This window comes from Hassallia byssoidea VB512170 (genome assembly GCF_000817785.2).
In the GTDB taxonomy this organism is placed as follows: Bacteria; Cyanobacteriota; Cyanobacteriia; order Cyanobacteriales; family Nostocaceae; genus Hassallia; species Hassallia carrinoi.
In genome coordinates this window covers 1-3,668 of sequence record NZ_JTCM02000211.1, presented here as the reverse complement: position 1 = coordinate 3,668, position 3,668 = coordinate 1, and the positions used below count along the sequence as shown (strand labels likewise).

At 40.9% G+C, this 3,668-nt stretch carries 4 protein-coding genes; all 4 read left to right on the top strand.

Annotated elements, in window-relative coordinates; genetic code table 11:
• Positions 1-349: 349 nt before the first annotated feature.
• A complete protein-coding gene (locus tag PI95_RS34845) occupies positions 350-877 on the top strand; it encodes a hypothetical protein (RefSeq protein WP_039752319.1) in 528 nt (175 codons plus the stop codon).
• 166 nt (positions 878-1,043) lie between these two features.
• The gene (locus tag PI95_RS34840) at positions 1,044-1,559 is read left to right on the top strand and encodes a dihydrofolate reductase family protein (RefSeq protein ID WP_039752317.1); all 516 of its coding nucleotides are present in this window, start codon (positions 1,044-1,046) and stop codon (positions 1,557-1,559) included.
• Positions 1,560-1,581: 22 nt separating this feature from the next.
• Complete coding sequence (locus PI95_RS34835; protein WP_336507663.1) at positions 1,582-1,902, top strand: DUF6464 family protein; 321 nt, start codon at positions 1,582-1,584, stop codon at positions 1,900-1,902.
• 122 nt (positions 1,903-2,024) lie between these two features.
• Positions 2,025-3,338, top strand: a complete 1,314-nt coding sequence (locus PI95_RS34830) for an SWIM zinc finger family protein (RefSeq protein WP_039752316.1) — start codon at positions 2,025-2,027, stop codon at positions 3,336-3,338.
• Positions 3,339-3,668 lie beyond the last annotated feature (330 nt).

The window sequence follows — 3,668 nt, the reverse complement described above, 5'->3', positions numbered from 1 at the left end:
GGGGAGGCAGTGCGTTGCGGGGGTTCCCAAGGCAGCTTTTGGGGGGAAGCTTCCCCCCAAAACGTGCCGCCCCGTTGTAGCACCTGCCGTGAAAGGGGAAAGGGTAAGAAAGAAGAAATATTTCTCCCCTTGTCCCCCCATCTCCCCATCTCCCCATCTCCCCATCCCCCCATCCCCCCATCTCCCCACTCCCCTTTCATTGCTCTATTAACAGTAATTTTACGTAGTTTATTCAGCAATCACTCGTTTTTTTAGTTACTTATCCCGATGATAATTACCTTGAGAAAATGGTATTTTTTAATGCCGTGACTATATAGCGGCAACCAGGGGAAGGAGCAAAAAAAACTTGATGACCGCAAATGAGCTAAGTAAATTTGTTTATTATTGTAAACAAATTCAGCCTCAAACTCAGGAAGATATTAAAAGATTTTTTCAGGGAGTTGTTGTCTTTCCTTATGACAAAGAACTTCTATTACAAGCGTATTTATTTTTGAATATTAAAGATTTATTTCCTTTATGTTCAGAACTACTTTTATTTGAAAAGTCTCCAATTTCTGATTATACAGATTTAGGCAAGTGTGATTTTGTTTATTTAACATATACTGGTAATTTATTTATTATCGAAACTAAATTTATTGATACAGAAGCAACAGGTGCAACCGAAAGAAAAAGAAGAAATAAACACAGAAATAAAGTGTTTGAACAAGTTATCACTTTAAAAAATAGATTTAGCCACTATTGGAATATTGAATTAGAACAATTAAAGTGTGGTGTTTTTACGACAGATTCAGAAATTGATTGGCGAGGAAATGATGTTAATGTCGTAACTAAATCAATTTCTATCGATAAGCTGGAAAGATGGCGGAAAAATTATTAAATAATGACTTAATATTGAATTTAAATAATTTTTATAAATAAAGTTAAAGATTTTTACCTTGGTTTGAGCGTCACGCGCTGCAAACAAAAATATGGTGCGTTACACTTGCGTTGACCGCACCTTATGACTTAACAAACATCCTCTTAGAAGTTTGCAACACTTCTGTATGCGAAAAATAAGATTGTTTATTGCTTCTAGTCTTGACGGCTATATTGCGCGAACATCAGGAGAGGTAGATTGGCTATTCACCGATTCTGACTACGGTTATGCTGAGTTTTTTGCTCAAATTGACACGGTACTCATGGGTAATAAGACGTATCAGCAAATCCTGGGTTTTGGAGAATACCCATACAAAGGTAAAAAAGGTTTTGTTTTCTCACAAATTCTGCAAGGCGAAAAAGATAACAATGTAGAATTTGTGGGTGGTGATTTGAAAAGCTTCATCAACAGGTTGCGTCAATCAAGCGGTGGTGATATCTGGTTAGTTGGGGGAGCGCAGATAATTCATTATTTCCTAAAACACGATTTACTCGATGAATTGATTCTCTCAATTCACCCAATTATTTTAGGGGATGGTATTCCCCTGATTGCTCGCTGTCAAATCGAAACAACACTCAAGTTGAAAGATGTTAAAACCTACGACTCTGGATTGTTGCAAGTGTTTTACGATTTGAAAATATAACCTAAAAACAAGTAAAGATAAGGTGAACATTTTCTTGATTATTGCCGTTGGTTTGTTACCGTCACTGTTCTCTTTGTGGATGATCCGTAAAAGTCATATGCAAAGAGAAAGGCAAATGAGACAAGCTGCTATGAGTCCCAGAACGCAACTAGGGCAATCTCGACTTAATTTAAGCGATCGCTATTATCTCGAAGGAGTCGGCTATCTCATCGGTGACATCAGCTGCCGATATAATGCTAAATCTGGCTATGTACGCTGTGCTGTCAATCCGTCAGGACCTTGTGAAGGTTGCCGTTATTATGAACCAAGAGAATTCACCACCGATAACGAAAAGAAGATTTAATGGTCAAGAGTCAATGGTCAAGGGTCAAGGGTCAATAGACTTTTGACTTTTGACTTTTGACTTTGGACTTTGGACTTTGGACTTTGGACTATTGACTTTTGACTTTCTCAGCAACAATACTCATGTCTCCAATCTGGACTCACAAACAAATTCTAGCGCTAGCACCGGATACCAGTTCCGCTAAAAATGCTCAAGCTTTAGCGGTGCGCTCTTTATGGTTGTCGTTGGGTTACAACCAGCAAGCTATTTGGGGTGAGTGTCAAGGTAGCGGTAGTAATACTTACCGAACACAGATTGATATTACAGAACTTGCTTTTAAATGTACCTGTCCCAGTCACAAACAACCGTGTAAACACGCAATCGGTTTGTTTTTACTTTTTGCCGATCAAAAAGACGCTTTTACAAAAACGCCACAAAAGACGAGCCTTGATACACCCAAACATAAACCAGACAATAAAACTGAATCCACAAAGAAAGTAGTTGATACAGCCGCTCAAGCAAAGCGTGCCGAGATGCGCTACAACAAAGTAACTGCGGGAATGCAGGATTTAGAACTTTGGTTGCGGGATTTGGTACGTCAGGGGTTAGCTGTAGCCCAAGGACAACCTTACAGCTTTTGGGATACCGCAGCAGCGCGGCTTGTTGATGCTCAAGCGCCGGGGGTTGCTCGTATGCTGCGTGAGATAGGGAGTATACCACATTCTGGTATCGGCTGGGAAGAAAGGCTGTTGACACAGTTGGGACGTGTTTATTTGTTGATTTCCGGCTTCAAACGTTTGGAAACTTTCCCAGCCGAAATGCAAGCAGACATCCGTACCCAAATAGGTTGGACGCAAAATCAAGAAGAATTATTAACAAAAGTCGGTGTGCGCGATCGCTGGTTAATATTAGGTCAACGTGTCACCGAAGAAGATAAACTGCGATCGCAAATTTCTTGGTTATGGGGCGAACAAAGTCAACAAGCAGCATTAATTCTTAACTTTGCTTATGGCAGTCAACCATTAGATACTAGCTTGATTCCAGGAACTAGTATAGATGCAGAGTTAGTATTTTTCGAGAGTGCTTATCCGTTGCGATCGCTAGTTAAAATCGTTCATAACCCAGCAGATCCAGTAGACAAAATGCCGGGATATAGTAGCATTCCTAACATGATGCAAGCTTACGCCAAAGCCTTGGCACGCAATCCTTGGATCGAGCAGTTTCCTGTAGCGTTACAAGCTGTAATTCCTGTGTTTAATGATGATGGTAGCTGTCGCGGTGTGCGTGATGCCGATGGATATATGCTATCAACAATTGGAATTAGGTCTGAACAAACATGGCAATTATTAGCACTCAGCGGTGGACATGCGGTTGGAATATTTGGGGAATGGAATGGCGATCGCTTTCTACCCTTAAGCGCATATGCAGAAGATACATTTGTCACACTTTCAAAATAGACATAAAAGTGGAAATGGCGTAGGGACAATTCATGAATTGTCCGTACAAACAATTTCAATTCAGAGGGTGTAGGGGGTAGGGTGTGGGGTGTAGGGAACCCACGCTTAAAAACGTGGGACGAGTGGCTGTGGACGCTTTATACCTCGTGGCACTTTCCGCTCGGTATAATTCTTTTTTTAAACGTGGCTGTTACTCAGAACTAAAGTTGTTATTTATACCCCACACCCCACACCCCTGGGGCGCTCCCCTGGACAAAAATGGCACTCATAGTTCGTTTACTAGATCCTCAACACCCCACGACATTTTACAGATGTTGGCTGTCAATGAGT

Coding starts and splice junctions, on each gene's coding strand:
- PI95_RS34845 (WP_039752319.1), top strand. CDS start 350: ATGACCGCAAATGAGCTAAGTAAATTTGTTTATTATTGTAAACAAATT.
- PI95_RS34840 (WP_039752317.1), top strand. CDS start 1,044: ATGCGAAAAATAAGATTGTTTATTGCTTCTAGTCTTGACGGCTATATT.
- PI95_RS34830 (WP_039752316.1), top strand. CDS start 2,025: ATGTCTCCAATCTGGACTCACAAACAAATTCTAGCGCTAGCACCGGAT.